Origin of the sequence: Streptomyces sp. NPDC005485, assembly GCF_040606085.1 — a bacterium.
Classification (GTDB): domain Bacteria; phylum Actinomycetota; class Actinomycetes; order Streptomycetales; family Streptomycetaceae; genus Streptomyces.
Genome location: NZ_JBEXDZ010000103.1, coordinates 13,689 through 33,611, shown reverse-complemented (window position 1 = coordinate 33,611; position 19,923 = coordinate 13,689). Strand labels below are relative to the sequence as shown.

Sequence of the window (19,923 nt, the reverse complement as noted above, 5' to 3'; positions counted from 1 at the left end):
TGGCCGCCCACGGCGACGGCGGACGGGCGTGCGCCCGCCGGCAGCGCCCCGGCGACCAGCGCCGCCAGCCAGCCGGCGGCGGCCACGGGGTCGTGCGGCCGCCAGCCGCTGCTCGGGCGGACGTGATCGGCGACGCGGGTCTCGCCCGCGAAGGCGCGCAGGTGCGTCTTGGTGCCGCCCACGTCGATGCCCACCACGAGCAGGCGCGAGAGGGGAGTGTCCTGCACGGAACCTCTTTCGTCGTTGCATGGTGCTGCGACGGTGGGCGAACCGTGCCTGAGGGCAGGGGAGTTGAAGCACTAGCGAAGCCCCGGGACGGGCTTCTGAGTGGAGCACGGCAGGCGAGTACCGGCATTCGTTAGGAAGTTAACTAACGAAGTAAGGTGCGTGTCAAGAGGCATCGCACACCCGTCCACCGAGCGGTCCCCCCAGGCCGCCTTGGGCGGAGAATCGCGACGCCAGGGCATCCCATCGCCGCATCCCGCGGAGCCGATCGATCCGGGAGCGCGGCCCTCGACCTGTGTGGGAGAACTGTGGAACACGATGTGGCGAACGCGCCCCGCCTGACCGAGAGCGCGAGCGCGGTGTTCGCCGTGCTGGCGGGCGCGGGCAGGGCGACCCGGCCGCAGCTCGCGAGCCTGGCCGGCCTGTCCAAACCGACGGTGTCCTCCGCCGTGGCGGAGCTGGAGAGCGCCCGGCTCGCCGCCCACTCCGGCACCGCCTCCAGCGGCACGGGCCGCACCGCCGCCGTATACCGTCTCGGACCCGCCGCCGGTGCGGTCCTCGCCGTCGACCTCGGCCCCGCCCTCACCCGGGTGCGTGTCTGTGCCCTGGACGGCACGCTGCTCGCCCAGGCCGACGGCTCCCGGGAGGACTCGGCCGACGTGGTGCGCGAGGCCCTCGACGCGCTGCCCGCCTCGGCACCGCTGCGCACCATCGTCGTGGCCGTCGGTGACGTCACCGCGCAGCGGGAGGGCACCGCAATGCGCCCCGCGACGGCCAAGGCCGGTCCCGTCTTCGACGCCATGGCCGTCGCGCTGCCGCCGGGTGTTCCCGTCCACCTGGAGAACAACGTCAACTGCGCCGCGCTCGCCGAGCTGCACGAGGGCGCCGCCCGTGGTCACCACACCTTCGGCTATCTGCGGATCGGTGTGGGCATCGGCCTCGGCATCGTGGTCGGAGGCCGGGTGCTGCGCGGAGCCAACGGTGCGGCCGGAGAGCTGGCCCGGCTGCCCTACCCGTGGGACGACGGCCGTGAGCCGCGCCACGAGGCCCTGGAGGAGTACATCGGCGCACGCTCGCTCCTGCGCCGGACCGCCGAGGCCTGGCCGGACGCCGACGGGCCCTGCCCGCGCACCGCCGAGCGACTCTTCGCACTCGCCGGGGAGGGCCGGGCCACGGCCCGCGCCGTCGTCGGCCGGCATGCCACGGACGTGGGCCGGCTCGCCGCCGCCGTGACCGCCGTGCTGGACCCGGGGCTGATCGTGCTGGGAGGCAGTACCGGCGCATATCCGCAGCTCCTGCCCGGTGTGCGGGCCGAGCTGACCCGGCTGAGCTGGCCCACCGAAGTGGTCAGCAGCACGGTCGGTGATCTCGGCACGGTGGTGGGTGCCGCCCGGCTCGCGGTCGCCCGGGGAGTCCAAACCGTGACCGAGGCCGCGGGGGCGAAGGATTGACGGGTTCCGACTCGGTCTGCCAATGTCCGGACAAGCGCTTTCTAAGTCGGCCGGGACGTCGGCTTGGGTTGGCGTCCCGCCCGTACGCGAAGTACGGCAGCCGCACGAGGGCGTGCTCGTGCGACGACGGCCCTCATGGCCGGGGATCCCACCCGCAAGGAGCGACGCGGCCGGGCGAGGCCGCGCCCCCCGGAAAGCGAAATTTCCTGCAAAATGCACCCGTGCCGCCTCGGTCGGCGCCGTGCTCCGTCTCCCATGACGAAAAGGGATCGAAGATGACTAGTGTGGGTGTGCGGCGCTCTCGCCGACTCGGCCGCGGTGACATGCGCCGCCTGGTTCCCCTCGCTGCCGTGGCCACGGCAGGTGCCCTGCTGCTCTCCGCCTGCGGCTCGGGATCCGACTCCGGCGGGAACTCCAAGTCGCTGACGTTCTGGATCTCCACGGTTCCGGGGCAGGACGCGGGCTGGAAGAAGCTGGTGGCGCAGTACAAGAAGGAAGCCGGCGTCAGCGTCAAGCTCGTCAACATTCCCTACGACGGCTACGCGACGAAGCTGCACAACGCCGCGCAGGCGAACTCCCTGCCCGACGTGGCTGCCGTGCCGGCGCTGGACCCGATCTGGTCGAAGAAGCTGATCGACCTCAGCTCCATCGCCAACAACAAGAGCAACAACATCAACGCCAACTTCCTCGCCAAGGACTCGTCCGGGAAGGTGCTGTCCATCCCCTCGGACGTCACCGCGTCCGGCATGTTCATCAACAAGACGCTGTTCAAGAAGGCCGGTGTCTCCTTCCCGACCTCGCCCCAGAAGACCTGGACCTGGACCGACTTCATCAAGGCGGCGGACAAGGTCCGGGAGAAGACCGGCGCCAAGTACTCCCTGACGTTCGACCAGTCGCCCTCCCGGCTCCGCGCCATGGTGTACGAGCTCGGCGGCAAGTACGTCCACGCGGACTCCTCCGGCAAGTTCTCGGTGGACGCCGCCACCAAGAAGGCCGTGAACACCTTCGTCGGCTGGAACGACGACAAGACCATGCCGAAGTCGGTGTGGACCAGCGGCGCCGACCCGTCGGCCATGTTCCAGAGCGGTGACGTGGTCGCCTACTGGTCCGGCGTGTGGCAGGTTCCGGCCTTCGCGGAGAGCATCAAGAAGTTCGACTGGGCGAGCGTGCCGACCCCCGCCGAGCCGGTGCAGGCCAGCGATGTCAACAGCGGCGGCATGACGGTGGGCTTCAACAACAACGGCGCCGCGGCCACCGCCGCGACGAAGTTCCTGTCCTGGCTGTACGAGCCGGCCCACTACCAGGAGCTGTGTGAGACGTCCGGCTTCCTGCCGGTCGAGAGCGGTCTGAACCCGAAGTACCCCTTCAAGTCCGAGGCGGCGCAGGCGGCGTTCAAGCTGTACAACGAGTCGATCCCGCTCTACGCCCCGATCTCCGGCTACTTCAACGGCGCGCAGACCAACTGGGTGCTGAAGGGCAAGAGCCTCACCGAGGACCCGACCAAGACGGAGCTCGGCAAGGCGATCAACGGCCAGCAGTCGGCCGACAAGGCCCTGCAGAACATCGTGGACGGCTACAACCAGCAGGTCGGCGGCTGAGCGTAGGCCGGCAGGCCCGGGCGGCGGGATCAAGACACCGCCGCCCGGCCTGGCCCCCGCGCAATGCCGGGCTCATGGGGTGAGCCCACAGGAATCCATTCCACCAGCACGGAGTCAGGAAGATGACAAAACGCGCCTCGGCCGTGTCCGCGAGCCCGCCCAGGAGACGCAACAAGTACACCCTTGCGCCGCTCGTCCTCATCGCGGCCAACGTCGTGCTCTTCGCGCTGTTCTTCGTCTGGCCGGCGGTGATCGGGCTCGTCTACTCCTTCACGAACTACACGGGCGTGGGGGCGTTCCAGTACATCGGACTGGACAACTACCACAACCTGTTCGGGGACTCCACCTTCTACGACGCCCTGACCCGGACGCTGCTGTACGCCGTGCTCTTCGTACCGCTGAACTTCGTGGTCTCGCTGCTCGCAGCCAACTTGCTGGTGAGCAAGAACGCCAAGGGCGGGTCGGTCGCGCGCGTCATCTTCTTCATCCCATGGCTGCTGTCGCCCATCGTCGTGGGTGTCCTGTGGCGGTGGATGTTCGGTGAGAACTTCGGAATGGTCAACTACGTCATCGAGAAGCTCGGCGGCAGCGCCGTTCCATGGCAGTCGAACGCCGACCTGTCGTTGATAGTGGTCGTGATGGCGGCGTCCTGGGCCTGGACGGGCTTCTCGATGCTGCTGTTCATCGCGGCGATCAAGAACGTACCGGTGTCCTACTACGAGGCGGCCTCGCTCGACGGCGCCGGCCCCTGGCGCCAGTTCTTCAGCATCACGCTGCCGAGCATCGCGCCCACCTCGTTCATCGTCATCCTGCTCAACACGATCAACGCGATGAAGGAATACCCGGTGTTCGTCGCCCTCAACAACGGCGGACCCGGCACCTCGAACAACCTGATGGTCCAGTACATCTACGAGACCGGCTTCAAACGGGGCCAGATCGGCTACGCGAGCGCCGCGTCGTTCGTGCTCATGCTCATCCTGATGGCCGTCGCGATCATCCAGCTGATCGTCAACCGACGGGTGGAGAACCGATGACAACCACAGACATGCCGCGCCCCCTCGACGCCGATGCCAAACGGCCCGCCGCCAAGAAGCGGCCCCGCGGGGCGACCGGCGGCGGGTTCCGGCGGGCGATTGCCCCGACGACGCTGCTGTGGATCATGGCGTGCCTGTACGGGTTTCCGGTGCTGTGGTTCATCCTCAGCTCCCTCAAGCCGTCCAGCGACCTGTTCTCCTATCCGCTGACGCTGGTTCCGCACAACCCCACCCTGTCGGGTTTCAAGGCAGCGTGGGACAGCGCCAACTTCTCCCAGTACTTCATCAACACGGCCATCGTGTGCGTGATCACGACGATCCTCACGGTGGGCGTCAGCTGCTGCACCGGGTACGCGCTGGCCAAGTACGACAACAGATGGCTCAAGGCGTTCTTCATCTGCATCCTGGCCACCACGATGCTGCCGTCCGAGGTCATGCTCGCCCCCGAGTTCCTGGTGGTCCGCAACCTCGGCCTCTACAACTCCTTCGCCGGCATCATCCTCCCGGCCGTGCTCACCGCGACCGGATGCTTCATGTTCCGTCAGTTCTTCCTGACGGTTCCCGACGAACTCGTGGAAGCCGCACGCATCGACGGCGCGCGTGAGCTGGCAATCTTCGCGCGGATCATGGTGCCGCTCTCCCGGCCCATCATGCTGACGCTCGCCATCCTGTCCTTCCAGTGGCGGTGGAACGACTACATCTGGCCGCTGCTGATGCTCAACGACCCGAACAAGTTCACCGTGCAGATCGGCATCCAGAGCATCGTCGGCGCACAGAACATCAACTGGTCGGTACTGCTCGGCGCCTCGGTCATCTCCATGATCCCGCTGATCCTCGTCTTCCTGGTCTTCCAGCGCTACGTCATGGGCGCCGACATCAACGCCGGACTGAAGGACTGACAGTGCCCACCGCGCTCGACCACGAGTTCGTCCGCGCGGTGGCCCGCGCCGCCGACCGGCAGGCCGCCCCGCCGGCGGCCCGCCCCGACGAGGAACCCGCCGGTGTGCCGCACCGCGGTCTGGCGCGGCGGTTGAAGACCCTGATCGCGGCCTACCGTTCCCCGGACTCGGCACTGCACGGCAGCAGCCGGGCCGTCGCCGCCACGACGACCCACCTGCGCGCCCTGCGTGCCACGCAGACGGCCTCCGGCCTCTTCGCCGGCGGCGACAACGTGCAGTCACCGCCGGACTCCGCGTTCACCGTCAACGACGTGTGCGACGCGCACGTCCTCGCCGCCGGCGCGGGGCCGGAACTGCGCGACGTCACGGCCGCGCTCGCCGAGATCGCCGGCGCCGCCTGCGGCAGTCTCCTGACCGGTGGGGTGCACACCCCGAACCACCGCTGGGAGCTGTGCGCGGCGCTGGCCCGGCTGCACCGGTCGTTCCCCGACGACCGGCTGCTCGACCGCGTCGAGGAGTGGCTCTCCGAAGGCGTCGACATCGACGCCGAGGGCCTCTACTCGGAACGGAGCGCCAACTACGCGGCCCACGTGTCCAACCCGTCGCTGCTCCTGCTGGCCGACGTGCTCGGCCGCGCCGACCTGCGGGACGCCGTCGAACGCAACCTCGCCACCACCCTGGACCTCATCAGGCCCGACGGCACGGTGGAGACCCTCCACTCGCGACGGCAGGACCAGAACCACCCGTTCCCGCTGGCGCCCTACCTGCCGCACTACCGGCTGCTCGCGATCCGTACCGGCCGGGGTGACTTCAGCAGGGCGGCGCGGCTGGCGGCCTCCGGCGGCATCGACGACCCCGACCTGCTCGCCGAGACCCTCCTCACGCCGGACCTGTGCCGCACCCTGCCCGCCCCGGCCGCGGAGACCCTTCCGCGCGAGCGCTACATCACCACCGCCCACCTCGCCGCACGCGCCTCGGCCACCGCGCACACAGTGGTGTACGGCGGCTCCGACGTGCCCGAGCACCGGCGCATCCGCTCGGGCCTCGCCTGCAATCCCACCTTCGTGCGGCTGCTCGCCGGAGACGCCGTCCTCGACGCGGTCCGTCTCTCGCGGGGGTTCTTCGACCTGGGCCCGTTCCGCGCCGCCGACATGCAACAGCTCGCCGACACCCGGTACCGGCTCACCGAAACCCTCACGGCCGCCTACTACCAGCCGCTCCCGCCGGATGGGCGACGGGACGATGGTGTCTACCGGATGGCGGACGAGGGGCGCTTCGCAGCCGCGATGGCCTTCCCGGACCGGCCCCGGGACGAGGTCTCGCACACGACCCGCGTCGAGGTGGACCTGAGGGAAGACGGTGCCGACCTGCGGATCGACATCAGCGGACCACGGGTGCCCTGGGCTCTCGAACTGACCTTCCGCCCGGGCGGCGTGCCGGACGGCGCCGTACCGATCGGCGACGGACGCTGGTGCCTGACGACCGAGCCGATGACCTACCGGATCGGCGACGACGAGATCCGGGTCGAGGCCGAGGTCGAGGCAGGCGAACCGCTCGTCGGACCGGACCGCAGCGACGTACTGCGTTACGACCCGGGTCAGGACTACACCGTGGTGGGCGGCACCGATGCGACAGCCGGAAACCGCGTGTACATCGGTGGACACGGCCCGAGCACACTGACCGTCGCACTGCGCGCCCGCCGGCCCGTACCCGTCCTGTGACACCGACGACCCACGCCATGGCCACCTCAGGCATGAAGGGCTGATCCCCGTGCACCTCCCGCCCCCTCCCGTGCGCCTTCTCCACCAGCGCGGCCCGCTCCACGACCTGCCCGACAGCCCCGAGGCGTACGACGCCGTCCTCGCCGAAGTCGTCGGGCAGGCCCTGCGGCGGATGACGCCGGAGGGAAACCTCGAACACCCCGACTGCGTCGACGACATCGGGGACACCTCGCTCGGCATCACCTCCCTGCTGGCCCTGGCCGGGCAGCGCATCGGCGACCCGCGGCTGCCGGAGGCGGTGCGCCGCAGCCTCGCCTTCCACCTGCGCGACCGGGTCTACCGGGACGACAACCCCGGCTACCCGAACCTGCGCGTCCGCAACTCGCGCCTGCCGTACGCCCGTTACGTCCTTGAGGCGGGGGCGCACCCCATCGGCGACTGGCCGAGCACCGCGTGGGCGCTGCTCCAGGCGGTCAACGTCCTCGACATGGCCGACGGGCTGATCGAGGACGACCAGCGTGCGCAACTGGTGGAGGTGGCGCACGGCTACTGGCGCTGGCTGACCGAGGCGACCTTCTTCAACCCTCAGGAAGCCGGCAACCAGGCCATCGGATGCGTGGTCGGCGGGCTCATGCTGGCGCACCATCTGCCGCAACCCGAGGGGAAGTCCGTGCGTGCGCGGGCGCTGGAACTGTACTGCGACGAGATCCGCGCCCACCGGGTGCGCGACCGGGGCGCCCTTCTGCCCCCGGAGCACGGGGGAGCGTACGACAACAACTACGGACCGATCTCCCTCTCCTTCCTCGCCCAGGCCCACCGGGTCAGCGGCGAGGAGATCTTCGCCGAGGACGGCGACGCGCTCGCCCGCTACATCGACGCCCGCCTCACCGGCGGCGGCTTCGACAACGGCGGCCCCCGCTACAGCGAGCAGCACTCCGGCTTCGAGTCGGTCCTCGGCCTGCGCTATTTCGGCGCCCGCATCGGCTCCGACCTGGGCCGCTACCGGGGCGACACCCGCTGGGGCCGGCACGCGGTCAAGCCGGACGGCGGGGTCGACGGCCACTTCGCGTGGATGCTGGTCTGGCAGATCCAGGACCCGACAGGCTGGCACCGCGTGCCGTCCGCGAAGGCCGCGCGCCACCAACTCCGCGCGGGCACAACCTCGGTGGCTTTCGACAGCCACATGACCCCGTCCCTGATCGAGGCCGGCGGCACGTACTACCTGCCCGCGGCAGTCAACCGCCAGCACGGCTTCGGGCCGGTCACCGACGGCTTCCTGCTGTGCCGCCCGATGGGCGAGGTACGCGTGCGCGACCTGCGCACCGAGACCCTTGCCGCCAAGCTGGTCACCAAGCCGGTCGTCGGCCGTGACCACGTCCTGCGGCACATCCAGTCCCTGTACGTCACGGACGGTACGACCCTGTGGGTGACGGTCGCCCTGGAACGGCTCGACGGAACGCCGTACCTGCTCGCCGGAATGCCGTACGCCGCCGACGACGGCGACCGGGTACGCCGCACCGCCGACGCCGAGGTGGCCTGTGCGGGCGCCCTGCGGCTGACGCACCCCGAGGAGCAGGGCGTCGACTACTTCGACGCCCGCTCCGAGACCACCCAGGAACAGGCGGCCTTCGCCCTGGCGGCAGACCCGCGCGGCTACGGCAACCCCGACGAGGGCTGGCGCCGTCTCGTCGCGTCGACGGCCCTCGAAGCGGGCCCCGTTGCGGACGTCCCGGAGGGGCTGAGCGTCTTCGCCGTCCGCTACGGGGAGGCCTCCGACGATCCCTTCACGCCCACGTTCGAGCGCGACGGTGCGGGCCTGACCGTGCGGACGGAGGCCTTCACCGCTCTGATCGGCGACGTGACGGGCGACGCGCACGGGAACCCGGAGCTGACGCTGCGGGGGTGAGAGGCGACGCCCCCGGACCTTCGGTCCGGTCAGGTGAGCCAGAAGAAGAGCGTGTCCTGGGTGTACCAGTCGATGTCCTTGGTGGCGCGCTCCCACTCGCCGTGCTCGAACTCCAGCTTCTCCGCGAGCTCTTCAACGTCGTACCGGAAGTCCGGGTTCATCCGGTCCAGGACGGCGCGGTAGGCGTCGGCGGCCGGCTTGGTCCTGGCCAGCGGCAGGTGGCCGATGGTCGGGTAGCCGTCGATCGCGTACGGGAGGTGGGGGAACTCCGGGGGCGGGCCGTCGTAGAGGAAGCCGTGCGGCAGCAGGTCGGCCGGCACACCGAGGCGTCGCATCTCGTCGTCCACCAGTCCGAAGAAAGTGCTGGGCTTGGAATAGGTGCCCAGGTGGGAGGGGTCGGACGCGTTGTGGTCGATGATGTGCTGCAGCGCGGCGTGGTACGCGTTGCCCGCGCACTGGGCGTCCGAGCGGGTGTGTCCGGCGATGAGGTGATCGAGGGCGTCGGGGATGGACAGGCCCCAGTCGACGTCCTGCCGGTCGAGGTCGTCCTGGCGAGCCCTGGCGTCCCTGCGCATGCCGTCGAGGCGGCGCAACTGCTCGTCGGAGAGCGCACCGTTGCTGCCCAGGTAGGCCAGTACATCGGCCTTGTCCGCGGTGGAGTACGAGATGTTGTGACTCATGATCACCAGTCTGCCAAGCGGCACTGACATCGCCCCCGGCAGGCCGACTGCCGTGCGCCGCAGGCGTTCGGCGAAGCCGGTCGCAGGCCGACATTCCCAGGTAGGCGGGGCTAACTTTCGGCCGGCAGGGCGAGGCCCGTGGTCTGCACGACCAGATCCGCCCGTTCGCGGGTCGCGGCGACCAGGTCCGCGTTCCGCTGGTCCGTGCCCAGCGCCCAGGCCACCGCCGTGTCGTGGTCCTTGCCGAACTCCTCGTGGCGGTCGACGAGCCGGCGGATCCGCTCCTCCTCGGCCAGCTCGCAGAACCACACCTCGTCCAACTGCGCCCGGACGCGCGCCCAGGCGCCCTCGCGCAGCAGAAGGTAATTGCCCTCGGTGATCACCAGCCGCGCGGTGCGCGGTACCGCAATCGCGCCCGCGAGCGGCTGCTCCAGGACCCGCTCGAAACCCGGCGCGTACACGATGCCGTCGTCGTCCTCCTCGCGCAGGCGGCGCAGCAGCGCGGCGTACCCGGCCGCGTCGAAGGTGTCCGGCGCGCCCTTGCGATCACGCCGGCCCAGCCTGTCCAACTCCACGTCGGCGAGGTGGAAACCGTCCATCGGGACGTGCGCCACCCAGGCCGGGCCGTCGCCGTTCAGCTGCCGGACCAGATGCGCGGCGAGCGTCGTCTTGCCCGCCCCGGGTCCGCCTGCGATCCCGAGGATCGCTCGGTGGCCGGGTCGTACGAGCGCAGCCGCCCGTTCCAGGAGGTCGTCGAAGGTCATGGAACGCGCTTCCTCACTCCGCACTCGGTCGGGGCGGCGTCGAGTCTCGCCGCCAGGGACATTCTCCCCGCAGGTGCGGTGCAAGGTCGCGTCGCCGAGGCTGGGCAACCGCGAGCGCGCTGAAACTCTCCCGGACCGGGATGAGGTGCGGCCGCGGGGCAGGCGCCCCGTGGCCGCACCGGACGCGGTCAGTTCAGGGTGATGTTCGGCGCGATGTCCTCGTGCCGCTCCACCGGGGCAGCGACGCGTGCCGCGGCCTTGGCGCTCGTCGGCTTGCCGCAGAACGCCGATTCCAGGGTCTGGGCCATGGTGGTGAGCACGTTGCCGTTGTTGGAGGTGTTGGCGAGCGCGGTGATGCTGCGCTTGCCGTCCTTCGACGTGAAGGCATACGTGTAGAAGCCCTGCACCGTGCCGGTGTGCCCGTACACGGAGACGCCGCACGACAGGTCACGCCGGCGCAGCCCGAGGCCATAGCCCTGGGTGCTGTTGACCGTCACCCACTGCTGCATCTGCGTCAGCTGGGCGGCGGACATGAGCTTGCCGCGCATCAGCGAGGAGAAGAAGGTGTCCAGGTCGTGCGTGGTGGAGATGATCGCACCCGCGCTCTGGGCCCAGGAGACCGTCTGCTCGGTGGAGTCCACCAGCGGCGCACCGGCCTCGTCCGGGGTGAGGTAGCCGTTGGCATGGCTGCCCGGAATCTGGGTCTTCGGGTGCACGTAGAAGGTGTTGGTCAGCTTCAGCGGCTTGAAGATACGGTTCTGGTACTCCGTGCGCACGGAGTGGCCGGTGAGCTTCTCGATGAGCATGCCCACGACCACGAAGTTGGTGTTCGAGTACGAATAGGCGGCTCCCGGCGCGTTGTTGAGCGGCTTCTGGAGCGAGAGGTCCACCAGCTGCTGGTAGGTGAAGACCTTGTTGCGAACGGACTCGAAGCCGGGGACCGTCTGGGCGAACATGTCGTCGGTGTAGTCGTACAGGCCGCTGCGGTGGCTCAGCACATGGCGCACGGTGATCCGGTCGTCGGGCAGCAGCCCGGGCAGATACGTGTTCACCGAGGTGTCCAGGTCGATCTTGCCCTCGTCGACCAGTTGCAGCAGCACCACGGCGGAGAAACTCTTGCTGACGCTGCCGACGCGGAACCGGTCGTTCGTGTTCATCGCCCGTCCGGTGGCCCGGTCGGCGACGCCCTCGGCCACTTTGTGGACGGTGCCGTTGTCGTCGATCCGCGCCATCGCGCCAGGGGCTCCCTGCGACATCGCCGTGCGCAGCACCTTGCGCAGCCCCGCGTCGTCGGGCGCCGCCAACTTCGAGGCGGCGACCGGCGTCACGCGGTCGGAGCCACCCGGTGCCGCGTCGGTCGCGGCGTGCGCGGGGGCTGCCAGGAGGGACAACAGAACCGCGCCGAGCGCAGTCCCTGTGCCCACCGTTGCTGAGACCATCTGATTCTTCTCCCCAAGTTCTCTACCGGTGCGGAGGCCTCCGCACATCGCGTGCCGCGTTCTCCGGCGGCGACACCATCTCTACGCGCCGGACAAGCACGCAGGTTGCATTGTTCCGGGAGAAAGACGGGAGTTGGGGGAAAAGCCGCCGTTGTGATCACACGCGCCGGGCAGGCCGAGGTCGTCAGCCGCCGAAGAGCTGCGTCCAGTACGTGCCCGCCTTGCCGCCGCCCGCGAGGCCGACTCCCAGGTGGGTGAAGTCGGGCTTGAGGATGTTGGCGCGATGTCCGGGGCTGTTCATCCAGCCGCGCACCACCTCGGCGGGGGAGCGCTGCCCGCAGGCGATGTTCTCCCCGATGGTGCGGCGCGTGCTGCCGGCCGCGGCTGCTCGGTCCCAGGGTTCACGGCCGTCGGGCGAGGTGTGGGAGTAGAAGGCGAGGGCCACCATGTCCGCACTGTGTGCCTGCGCGGCGGTGGTCAGCAGGGGGTCGCCGGACAGGGGAGCCAGTCCCGCCGCCGCTCGTTCGGCGTTGGTCAGCGCGATGACCTCGTCCGCGGCGCGCACCAGACCCGCGGGAGTGAAGGGCTGCGCCCACAGCGCCGTCCAGTACATGTCCCCGGACCGTCCGTCGCTCACGTACGCCCAACCCGCCTGGCTGAACGCGGGGTCGTGCAGGGTGAGCCGTGACCGCTCGGCGGAGAGACAGTACTCCACGAACTCGCCGGGGGTGCGCGGGCCGGAGACGAGATGCTCACCGACGGTCAGATACGTGTATCCGCCGGAGGTGATGCGCTGGTACAGGGACGTGCCGTCGGGGCTCTCGGAGTCGAGGCGCCCGTGCGCCGCCATGCCGGTGGCGTGTGCGCGTGCCGCGGCCGCCAGGCGGACATCGAGGGACACGGGCGGTGAACCGGCCCTGGCCCGCGAGGAGTTCACCAGGGCGAGGAGACCGTCCTGAGCGTGGGCGCCCTGTTCGCCGGGCACTCCACCGGCGTACGGCAGGCTGCGTCCGTGCGCGTGGGCGGGATCGCCCCCGTACCCGCGCGGGGGCTCGGCCGCCGGCGGGGCCGCGTCCTCGGTGACGTCGACCCCGAAGTCCCGGGCCAGGCCCGCCAGTCCGTCCGCGTATCCCTGGCCCACGGCGCGCAGCTTCCATGCCGTTCCGCGCCGGTATATCTCGGCGAGCAGCAGTACCGTCTCCTGCTGCGGGCGAGGCGCGGTGAAGCGGGCCAGGACACCGCCGCCGGGGCCGGTGATGTGCACGGTGGGCGCGGGCAGCTGGGCGAGCCGGGCCGACGGGTCGGCCGGGCTGACCACCACGGTGACGCGACTGGCTCCGGCGCGCAGGGCGGGCGGGTCGAGGGTGAGGGTGTCACCGGCGAGCCGGGCCCCGGGCGCGGTGGGCTGGTTGTAGAACACGAAGTCACCGTCGCCGCGCACCTTTCCGCCGTCGTCGGTGATGAGCGCGGACACGTCGAAGGGGCCCGGCACCCTGAGGGTCAGGGTGCCGCCGGGCAGGGGCACATTGCCCCCGGGAACCAGCTCGCTCATGGTGCCGCCCGTCGCCGTGGTGGTCCTCACCGGCCTCCGGCACGGGCACAGGGCGCTTCCTGTCCGCGCCCGACGGGCCGCTGATCGGTCAACGTTCCACTGGCGCGCGGTGGTTCCCGCGGCCGGGAGCCTCGGTCAGCGGGGCGGGGGTGCGCAGGGAGCGCAGCGCGAGCAGCAGTACGCCGATGTCGTCCAGGTACACGGGGTCGGGCAGCAGATCCGTGGGCAGCACGAGATAGAGGACGGCACCCCAGAAGACCCACTTCGGTCCTGAGGGGAGCCCGGCTCGGCGCAGATCGCGGCGGGTACGCACGAGCCGGACCAGGAGGGTGATCGCCACGCCCAGGGCGGCGGCCGCCAGGAGCGCGACGACGATGAGAAGGGCCGTCCATGCCGTGGAATCCATGTGTCCGTCCAGGGCTCTCGTCGGGCAGCTCGGGCTGCGCGGGGTGTTTCTCCCCTACGTGTTCCCGGCGACGCCGTTCCTAGCGCCCCTGTTCGGCTGTTTGCGCCCTACGCGGTACGGCGGGTGCTGCGGCCTGCACCTTCAGCCCCTGCCGTACACGACGTCCACGGGGGTCAGGCGCGCGCGAGGTTGTTGTCGACGAGTGCCTGCGACACCGCTCTGACACTGCGGGCGATGTGCTGGAGCTGCAGCACTTCGGCCGCGTACATCTTGATGGTGTGCTCGATGACCGACTCCGGGACCCCGAGCGAGGGCAACTCGGACCGGGCGGTCTGCAGAGCGGTCCGGGCGACCCGTATCTCGTGCTGGACCTGGATCTGGGCGTGTCGGGCGAGCAGGACGGGGTGCTTGATCAGCGCGGGGTAGCTGGCGTACCGGGCGGGTACCAGCTCGCGCAGCCACCTGGCCGCCGATCGCTCCCAGTCGTAGCTGCCTGGGGCCTTTACCTGGCACGGCCAGTCCGAGGTGATCGGTATGTATGTCAGCGCCATGTTCATCGCTTCCGGGTTACGTCGGCGGTATGGGTCGTGGGGGGAGTCGGGGGCGGCCCCGGTCTAGGGGATTGGCCGGGGCCGCCACCACGGGCGCTTGCGCGGCCCGTCCGAACACCCGAAGCCCTGTGCGGGTAGGAGCGGGAGGCCCCGGGTGACCGTCGGAGATGACCCGGAGGCCTCCGGGTCACGATCCGCGAGAAGTATTTATATATACCGCCGGATACGCAAGGACATGAAAAAATTCATGCGGGAAATGGGGTGAATGATCCCGTGATGCCATGGTGACGGGGGGTGCGGAAGAGGGTGCTCAGGGTGCGTTGTGCGACGCGCAGGTGACGGCGGTGTTGCTCTCGGGACGGCGCGACGGACTCGGCCCGAGGGGGAGCGGCGGGCTCAGTCCTTGAGGAAGAACTGGTGCTGCTCGGCGATCTGCTCGTACTCCTCGAGGCGGTCCTGCGTCCGCTCCGAATCGGCATCGGTCATGGCCTGGAGCAGCGCCGCGGACATGACGACGGGCGCGGCGTAGGAGTCGAAGACGAGACGCGAGCCGGTGCCGATGACGAAGGTGGCGTCCGCCTCCTCCACCAGCGGCCCGAGCGCCAGATCGGTCACGAGAGCCACCTTCAGCCCCGCACTGCGCGCCACCCGCACCGCCGTCAGCGTCTCCTGGGCGTGCCGGGGCAGCGAGAAGGCCAGCAGCCACGAGCCGCCGGCTGCGCGCGACTGGAGGATCGCGTCGTAGGCGACGCTGCCGCCCCGCGTCACCAGCCGCACATCGGGGTGGATGCGGCGGGCGGCGTACGCGAAGTACTCGGCCAGCGAGCAGGAGATGCGCAGCCCCAGCACTGTCAGGGGCGCCGACAGTGACAACGCGCGGCCGATCCGGATGACCTGGTCCGGGTCGCCGAAGTCCCGCCGCAGGTTCTCCAGGTTCTCGATCTCGGCGTCCACCGCGGCCTGCAGTTCGTTGCCGTGGTCCTCCGTCTGGGCGCCCGGGCCGCCGGCGAGGGTGCTGAGCGCGATGGACTGGAGCTTCTCCCGTAGCGCGGGGTAACCGCTGAAGCCCATCGCGGACGCGAAACGGGTCACCGAGGGCTGGCTCACCCCGACGCGTTCCGCGAGATCCGTGATCGAGAGGAACGCCGCCTCGGTGATGTTCTCGATCAGGTACTGCGCGATCCGCCGCTGTCCGGGAGAGAGCCTGGGCCCGTCGAACAGCTTCCTGAGCTGGGACGCGGGGGCAGGACCCGCCTCGGCTGCCGAACGGCCCGAGGTGATGGCGGACGCCTGCGCGCGTGCCTGCTGCGGCGATGACACCGGTGCGCCTCCTTCGTGTCCCACGAGGACTCAACATAGCTCACGGTCCGTGCTGACCAGGGGGTGAACGACCACTCGGGGTGCTCGGCGCAAGGCATGCCGACGGCCCGTCCCGAGTGCCCCGGCGCTCGGGGGGTACCCGCGAGTACACAGAGGAGAGGACGGGCCGTGATGAACAATGAGCTGCCTGCGTCGCAGGTTCAGGTGGTGCTCAGCGAGTGCTCCGCGACGGACGCCGGGAACCTTTTCCAGGCCTTGAAGGGGCGGTTCGCCTCGGACCGCGCCGCCGACGAGGAGCCGCACGAGACGAAACAGCGGCGTCCCACCGTTTGGGCCGGGACGTTCGACATGTCACGCCCCGCCGAGCGCGCGGGGACACCGGACGCTCACCTGTCGGGACCTGTGACGGCCGACGTCCAGGGCAGCCCGCACGCGGTACAGCAGCTGCGTGGGGCCTTGGACGAGTGCTTCACGGTGCACGAGATGGGCATGGACTCGGGTGATCAGGAGGTCGAGGTCCAGCTGCGCCTGGAAGAGAAGGTGTGAGCCGTGCGCGCATCGGCATGCCGATGCGCGCTCACGGGAACAGCCGCCGCAGGAGCGCGTTGTCGTACACGCGGTGCGGATCCAGCCGGTCCAGTACGGCGGTCGCCGCGGACCAGTCCGGTCCCGCGCCGTCGTCGAAGGAGGCGGGCACAGTGGTGCCCAGGACCTCCGGGTCGGACCAGCCGGCCTCCTTCGTGTAGGCCCAGCCCTTGGACCATTCGACGCGCGCGAGTGCGTGACCGCCGTCGTACGTCGTCAGGAGGAACTGCTCCAACTTCCGGTAGAACTCCTCCGCGTGGGGTGTGCCGGGCAGAGTCAGGACGTCCAGCCAGACGGCCGTGTCCCACTCGGGGTGATCCGCACGGGGCCGCAGGGCGGAGAGCAGCGGGGCGCGGGCGCCGGCCGAGGCGACGTCGGACGGGTCGTCGAGCCCGGTGGTGCGGATCTCCACCTGGCCGTTGACGGGGTAGCGTCCGGTGGCGGCGTAGGCGGCGAGCCGTTCACGGAAGAAGGCGGTGAACTCGGCGACGACACGCTGCACTTCGGACCGTGAGGTGAGCACGGCGTAACCGTTGGCGGTCACCCGCAACGTGGTCGGCTTGATGTAGAGCAGCGTGTTCTTGGAGGGCCCCCAGATGTCCGCGGACAGGGTTGCGGTGAGCCCGAGGACCGCCGCGTCGAGCTGCGCGTTGCCCAGCACCGGCGCCAGGTACCACGCGGCGTCCGACAACATGCGCCCGGCCAGGTCCGCCACGAGGGTCGGGACGTTGTCGGAGAAGGGATAGTTGTAGGGCGAGGTCACGCGCCGCGAGGTCAGCGGGCGTCGTGGCGCCACGCTCCACACCTTGAGCCACGGGAACTCGGTGAAGGCGAACCAGATCGCCTCGGCGCGCCCGGCCTCGTCCAGGAAGCTCGCGAAGGTGCGCGCGTCACCGTCACCGCCCGGAGCCGCGAAGAGCTCGGCGGCGGGGATGTCCGTACGGCTGACGCAGCGCAGGTTGGTGTTCGCGCCGACCCGCAGCACGACCTCGGTGACCAGGGCGCGGCCCAGATGGGTGAGGAGCGCCGCGCCGTCCGCGTCGTCGCGGTCGTACGTGCGCAGTACGTAGGCCCCGTCGGCGTCGTCCCACACCACCGCCGTGATCGACAGCACGAGGTTGCTGAGGGATCCGTACGTGTGCCCGGGCAGCCTGCTCTCGCCGTCGGCCGGGACCGCGGTGCCGTGCGCGTCGATGGCGAGGGCGCCGCCGAGGGTGAGGTCGCCGGGCGCGGGCGCCGCGGTGAGGCCGAGCCCGTGGTCCTCCAGGTGGCCCAGCAGCGCTTCCAGCGTGACACCGGTGCCGGCGCGGACGGCGGCACCGGCCGGATCGGCTGACTCCAGTGACACGCCGGTGAGGTGGGTGGCGGTGTCGACCAGGAGCACCGGGGCGCCGGACGCCGTCCCCTCGGGGATCGTCAGCGGCGCCCAGCCGTGCGAGCTGCCCCGGGCGCGCACCGTCCAGCCCTGCTTCCAGGCCCAGTTGACGACGGCGACGACCTGGCCCGAGTCGGCGGGCGCGCAGGCCCACAGTCCCTCGGCGTTGATCTCACCCACCCAGTTGCGGTACACGGAACGGTAGACGTCGACGTCCTCCGGAAACCCGGGAAGCGCGGCCGCGGCGGCCGCACGGGCCACCGGCACGAGCTGCGTGCCGGCGACGAGCGAGGCCGCGGTCAGTATGAACCCCCGGCGCGACCAGGGGGCGCGCTCTTCGTTGGCTGAATCGTCAATCATTCGCTCACGCTAGGCAGATGCTTGACATGCAGGGACGGCCTGTCAAAACGGTTCACTCGTCCGAGTGAACCTGTTGTGGGGGCCTGTGGTGCGTGGCGCCTGCGACGCGTGGGCGACGCGATGCCCGGGGCCGGGTCGTCGGATGCAAGACTGACGGCATGGACGAGCGCGTATTCGGCAGGTCAGGTCAGCAGGCGTCGGTGGTCGGTCTCGGCACATGGCAGCTCGGCGCCGACTGGGGTGATGTCAGCGACCAGGACGCCAAGGCGGTACTGGAGGCGGCGGCCGAGTCGGGGGTGACGTTCTTCGACACCGCCGACGTGTACGGCGACGGACGCAGCGAGCAGACGATCGCCTCCTTCCTGAGCGGGCGACCGGACCTGCACGTGATGGTCGCGACGAAGATGGGCCGCCGCGTCGACCAGATCCCGCAGAACTACGTCCTCGACAACTTCCGCGCCTGGAACGACCGTTCGCGCCGCAACCTCGGCATCGACCGTCTCGACCTGGTGCAGCTGCACTGCCCGCCGACCCCCGTGTACTCCTCCGACGAGGTCTTCGACGCCCTGGACACCCTGGTCGAGGAGGAGCGGATCGCGGCGTACGGCGTCAGCGTGGAGACGTGCGACGAGGCGCTGACGGCGATCGCCCGCCCGAATGTGGCGAGCGTGCAGATCATCCTCAACCCGTTCCGGATGAAGCCCCTGCGGGAGGTCCTTCCGGCGGCCCGGGAGGCGGGCGTGGGCATCATCGCCCGTGTTCCGCTGGCCTCCGGTCTGCTCTCAGGCAAGTACACCAAGGACACGGTCTTCGCCGCGAACGACCACCGGACGTACAACCGCCACGGTGAGTCCTTCGACCAGGGCGAGACCTTCTCCGGGGTCGACTTCGCCACGGGAGTGGAGGCGGCGGCGGAGTTCTCCGCACTCGCCGAGGACGGCTGGACCCCGGCCGGGCTGGCGCTGCGCTGGATCGTCCAGCAGCCCGGCGTGACCACGGTGATCCCGGGCGCCCGTTCGCCCGAGCAGGCTCACGCGAACGCGGCGGCCGCCCGGCTTCCGGAGCTGTCGCAGAAGACGCTGGACGCGATCCAGGACCTCTACGACCGGCGGATCAAGGAGCAGGTGGAAGGCCGCTGGTAAGAGCGCGACGGACGAGCCCGGGCGTGCTGTGCGCGACCCGGGCGGCTCCGAGGCACGAGCTCGGCACCGCCTTGTGACCTGCGGTGTCCGCGCACGACACTCAATCCCGTGCGGCCGGGGTCGCCCCGCCGGCTGCCGCGTTGAGCTGACGGTCGTGCGGGCGGCTGAGCAGCAGCACGGAGAGCGTGGCGCCGATCAGGGCGCAGAACATGTCCCACTGGGTGTCCCATACGTCGCCCTGCGTGGCCAGGAAGTCATCGGCCGCGTGACCGCCGATGACCGCGGCGGCCCACTCGAAGAGCTCGAAGGTCGCGCTGAAGGCCAGGCAGGCGCACACCGTCAGCGGCGCCAGCCAGCGGCTGCCCCGCAGCGGTGAGGTCCGGCTGAGCAACTCCCTTACCAGCACGGCCGGTACGAAGCCCTGCATGAGATGACCGAAGCGGTCGTAGGGATTGCGGTCGAGCCCGAACCAGTCCCGCACCCAGTCGCCGAGCGGCACCTGCGCATACGTGTAATGCCCTCCCACCGCGAGCACCAGCGCGTGCGCGGCCAGCAGGCAGCAGAGCAGGTTCGTCAGCGGGAAACGCCGCCAGGTCAGCACGACCAGGGGCAGCCCGATCAGTACCCACACGGTCTCCAGCAGCCAGGTCATCCGGTCGTGCGGATTCCAGGCGGAGACGGCCAGGCCCGCGAGCACCACCCCGAGGAGGACGGTCGGGAGCCTCCGGCGCGGGGCGTCCCGCGCCGTCGTCCCTTTCGACGTCAGGTGACGCGTGAGCGGGGCGGGGTGAACTGCGCGCATCGCAGGGCTCCTTGGGCCGGGTGGCCCCATCGTGCGGGAGCGCTGGGGGCGAGGGCATGAGTACTCCTACTCACCTCGAAGGGGCGGGCTGGGCGGGTTGTCCATGCATTTTT

17 protein-coding genes and 1 pseudogene are annotated in these 19,923 nt (G+C 70.3%); 8 read left to right on the top strand and 10 right to left on the bottom strand.

Annotation, left to right across the window (positions count from 1 at the left end):
- Positions 1-227: pseudogene (locus ABZS97_RS29140) on the bottom strand (ATPase); the annotation flags it as partial.
- A gap of 318 nt (positions 228-545) precedes the next feature.
- Between ABZS97_RS29140 and ABZS97_RS29135 the strand changes: the two are divergent.
- From ABZS97_RS29135 to ABZS97_RS29110, 6 genes are all read left to right on the top strand, one after another.
- Positions 546-1,676 (top strand): ROK family transcriptional regulator, encoded by a 1,131-nt coding sequence (locus ABZS97_RS29135; protein ID WP_356142252.1) that lies wholly within the window; start codon positions 546-548, stop codon positions 1,674-1,676.
- 275 nt (positions 1,677-1,951) lie between these two features.
- Positions 1,952-3,274, top strand: coding sequence for an extracellular solute-binding protein (locus tag ABZS97_RS29130; protein WP_356142250.1), 1,323 nt, complete (start codon positions 1,952-1,954; stop codon positions 3,272-3,274).
- A gap of 122 nt (positions 3,275-3,396) precedes the next feature.
- A complete protein-coding gene (locus ABZS97_RS29125; RefSeq protein WP_356142248.1) occupies positions 3,397-4,308 on the top strand; it encodes a sugar ABC transporter permease in 912 nt (303 codons plus the stop codon).
- Positions 4,305-5,207, top strand: coding sequence for a carbohydrate ABC transporter permease (locus tag ABZS97_RS29120; protein WP_356142246.1), 903 nt, complete (start codon positions 4,305-4,307; stop codon positions 5,205-5,207). Before ABZS97_RS29125 ends, ABZS97_RS29120 begins: the two co-directional genes overlap by 4 nt.
- 2 nt (positions 5,208-5,209) lie before the next feature.
- A complete protein-coding gene (locus ABZS97_RS29115) occupies positions 5,210-6,928 on the top strand; it encodes a hypothetical protein (RefSeq protein WP_356142244.1) in 1,719 nt (572 codons plus the stop codon).
- 70 nt (positions 6,929-6,998) lie between these two features.
- Positions 6,999-8,834, top strand: coding sequence for a hypothetical protein (locus tag ABZS97_RS29110; RefSeq protein WP_356142260.1), 1,836 nt, complete (start codon positions 6,999-7,001; stop codon positions 8,832-8,834).
- Positions 8,835-8,863: 29 nt separating this feature from the next.
- On the opposite strand, the gene ABZS97_RS29105 is transcribed toward ABZS97_RS29110, so the two are convergent.
- From ABZS97_RS29105 to ABZS97_RS29075, 7 genes are all read right to left on the bottom strand, one after another.
- Positions 8,864-9,514 carry a hypothetical protein gene (locus ABZS97_RS29105; RefSeq protein ID WP_356142242.1) on the bottom strand — a complete coding sequence of 217 codons (651 nt, stop codon included), beginning with the start codon at positions 9,512-9,514 and terminating at the stop codon, positions 8,864-8,866.
- A 110-nt stretch (positions 9,515-9,624) separates the two neighbouring features.
- Positions 9,625-10,302 (bottom strand): nucleoside/nucleotide kinase family protein, encoded by a 678-nt coding sequence (locus ABZS97_RS29100; protein ID WP_356142240.1) that lies wholly within the window; start codon positions 10,300-10,302, stop codon positions 9,625-9,627.
- 164 nt (positions 10,303-10,466) lie between these two features.
- Positions 10,467-11,717, bottom strand: coding sequence for a serine hydrolase domain-containing protein (locus tag ABZS97_RS29095; protein WP_356142238.1), 1,251 nt, complete (start codon positions 11,715-11,717; stop codon positions 10,467-10,469).
- Between the two features lie 184 nt (positions 11,718-11,901).
- A complete protein-coding gene (locus ABZS97_RS29090; RefSeq protein WP_356142258.1) occupies positions 11,902-13,269 on the bottom strand; it encodes a CAP domain-containing protein in 1,368 nt (455 codons plus the stop codon).
- 88 nt (positions 13,270-13,357) lie between these two features.
- Positions 13,358-13,675 carry a YkvA family protein gene (locus ABZS97_RS29085; RefSeq protein WP_356142236.1) on the bottom strand — a complete coding sequence of 106 codons (318 nt, stop codon included), beginning with the start codon at positions 13,673-13,675 and terminating at the stop codon, positions 13,358-13,360.
- 173 nt (positions 13,676-13,848) lie between these two features.
- A complete protein-coding gene (locus ABZS97_RS29080; RefSeq protein WP_356142234.1) occupies positions 13,849-14,226 on the bottom strand; it encodes a hypothetical protein in 378 nt (125 codons plus the stop codon).
- 396 nt (positions 14,227-14,622) lie between these two features.
- Complete coding sequence (locus tag ABZS97_RS29075) at positions 14,623-15,570, bottom strand: MurR/RpiR family transcriptional regulator (protein ID WP_356142232.1); 948 nt, start codon at positions 15,568-15,570, stop codon at positions 14,623-14,625.
- Positions 15,571-15,717: 147 nt separating this feature from the next.
- Between ABZS97_RS29075 and ABZS97_RS29070 the strand changes: the two genes are divergently transcribed.
- On the top strand, positions 15,718-16,092 hold the full coding sequence (locus ABZS97_RS29070) for a hypothetical protein (RefSeq protein ID WP_356142228.1): 375 nt from the start codon (positions 15,718-15,720) through the stop codon (positions 16,090-16,092).
- Positions 16,093-16,123: 31 nt separating this feature from the next.
- Here ABZS97_RS29070 and ABZS97_RS29065 read toward each other — a convergent pair whose 3' ends face one another.
- Positions 16,124-17,866, bottom strand: coding sequence for a cholesterol oxidase substrate-binding domain-containing protein (locus ABZS97_RS29065; RefSeq protein ID WP_356142226.1), 1,743 nt, complete (start codon positions 17,864-17,866; stop codon positions 16,124-16,126).
- 158 nt (positions 17,867-18,024) lie between these two features.
- On the opposite strand from ABZS97_RS29065, the gene ABZS97_RS29060 reads away from it, so the two are divergent.
- Positions 18,025-19,008, top strand: a complete 984-nt coding sequence (locus tag ABZS97_RS29060; RefSeq protein ID WP_356142224.1) for an aldo/keto reductase — start codon at positions 18,025-18,027, stop codon at positions 19,006-19,008.
- 100 nt (positions 19,009-19,108) lie between these two features.
- Here the strand turns inward: ABZS97_RS29060 and ABZS97_RS29055 are convergent, their stop codons facing one another.
- Entirely contained in the window at positions 19,109-19,660 is a 552-nt protein-coding gene (locus tag ABZS97_RS29055) for a DUF2238 domain-containing protein (protein ID WP_356142256.1), read from the bottom strand.
- Between the last annotated feature and the right edge of the window lie 263 nt (positions 19,661-19,923).

Excerpts from the sequence above, each read along its gene's own strand:
- ABZS97_RS29130 (WP_356142250.1), top strand. The coding sequence starts at position 1,952 with ATGACTAGTGTGGGTGTGCGGCGCTCTCGCCGACTCGGCCGCGGTGAC.
- ABZS97_RS29125 (WP_356142248.1), top strand. The coding sequence starts at position 3,397 with ATGACAAAACGCGCCTCGGCCGTGTCCGCGAGCCCGCCCAGGAGACGC.
- ABZS97_RS29120 (WP_356142246.1), top strand. The coding sequence starts at position 4,305 with ATGACAACCACAGACATGCCGCGCCCCCTCGACGCCGATGCCAAACGG.
- ABZS97_RS29105 (WP_356142242.1), bottom strand. The coding sequence starts at position 9,514 with ATGAGTCACAACATCTCGTACTCCACCGCGGACAAGGCCGATGTACTG.
- ABZS97_RS29095 (WP_356142238.1), bottom strand. The coding sequence starts at position 11,717 with ATGGTCTCAGCAACGGTGGGCACAGGGACTGCGCTCGGCGCGGTTCTG.
- ABZS97_RS29090 (WP_356142258.1), bottom strand. The coding sequence starts at position 13,269 with ATGAGCGAGCTGGTTCCCGGGGGCAATGTGCCCCTGCCCGGCGGCACC.
- ABZS97_RS29085 (WP_356142236.1), bottom strand. The coding sequence starts at position 13,675 with ATGGATTCCACGGCATGGACGGCCCTTCTCATCGTCGTCGCGCTCCTG.
- ABZS97_RS29080 (WP_356142234.1), bottom strand. The coding sequence starts at position 14,226 with ATGGCGCTGACATACATACCGATCACCTCGGACTGGCCGTGCCAGGTA.
- ABZS97_RS29070 (WP_356142228.1), top strand. The coding sequence starts at position 15,718 with ATGAACAATGAGCTGCCTGCGTCGCAGGTTCAGGTGGTGCTCAGCGAG.
- ABZS97_RS29065 (WP_356142226.1), bottom strand. The coding sequence starts at position 17,866 with ATGATTGACGATTCAGCCAACGAAGAGCGCGCCCCCTGGTCGCGCCGG.
- ABZS97_RS29060 (WP_356142224.1), top strand. The coding sequence starts at position 18,025 with ATGGACGAGCGCGTATTCGGCAGGTCAGGTCAGCAGGCGTCGGTGGTC.
- ABZS97_RS29055 (WP_356142256.1), bottom strand. The coding sequence starts at position 19,660 with ATGACCTGGCTGCTGGAGACCGTGTGGGTACTGATCGGGCTGCCCCTG.